At 62.1% G+C, this 958-nt stretch carries 1 protein-coding gene; it reads right to left on the bottom strand.

All coding sequences use genetic code 11. The annotated features are described in order from the left end of the window. A partial coding sequence (locus E0D94_RS14630) for a DUF4158 domain-containing protein (protein ID WP_130808303.1) occupies positions 1-958 on the bottom strand: 958 nt, incomplete at both ends.

Genomic DNA, 958 nt, shown 5'->3' with positions numbered 1-958 from the left:
CCTGTGCATCGACCAGGGCGCCCCCGATCTCGGCGAAGGATTTCAGGGTGTCACGCACCACCCCCGCTTCGTCTGCGACCTTTGCATGGCAAATACGCTCCGAAGCACGGTAGAGACGGCCGACGATCCGGTCGTGGGTTTCGACCACTGCGTCGGCCAACATCGCCTGCCATTCCGAGACGCAAACAGCCAAGATCGCAAGCCGCCTGTCCTCCGGGAGATCGCGCATGCCGTCGGCATAATACCGTTCACCCTGCCTGCGCAGACGAGTCACCCGATGGGCAGGAACGCCGGCAAGCAGATCCTCGGGGAGATCGACGCGTTGCAGATATTCGAGCCGGTCGAGCAGCCGGTTGGCCGACGAAGAGTTCGAGCCAGGCTCGAACTGGCGCAGCCACACAAAACGGGTCACCCGATCATCAGCCGTCTCCTCGAGCAATGCCAGCAACTGTTCTCGGATCGACATAGGCAGCCGACTGGCGATCCTCGTCTCGATGCGTCGCTCGGCATCGACGAGAGCCGCGGCACAAAGCCGCTCGATCGTGGATGTCGCGGGAAGGACAGTGCGGGTGCGTCGGCACTCGGCTACGAAGCGACGGGCGATATCCTCGTTCGACACCGCCATCTCGGCTTCTCGGAACAACCATTCCTTCAGCTCGCTCGCACCACGTCCGGAGAAGGTGCGGAAGCCGTAGAGCCCCCGTAACTCGGCAAGATGCTCGTGCCGTGTTTCCTCGCGGGCAGCATAGTCTACGAGATCGTCGGCACCCAGGCCAAGCTGCGCTCCGATAAATTCGATGACCTCTGCAGGGATCAGTTCGCCTGGAGCCAGCACCCGGCCGGGATAGCGCAGGACACACAATTGCAGGGCGAAGCCGAACCTGTTGTGAGCGCGCCGACGCAGCCTGATATGCCCAAAGTCTTCATCACTCAGCGTATAGTGCTTGAGCAAATCCGT

The organism is Senegalia massiliensis (genome assembly GCF_900626135.1).
Taxonomy (GTDB): domain Bacteria; phylum Bacillota; class Clostridia; order Tissierellales; family SIT17; genus Anaeromonas; species Anaeromonas massiliensis.
Note: the sequence above shows the minus strand (reverse complement) of the source record. Positions and strands in the feature narration are given on the sequence as shown.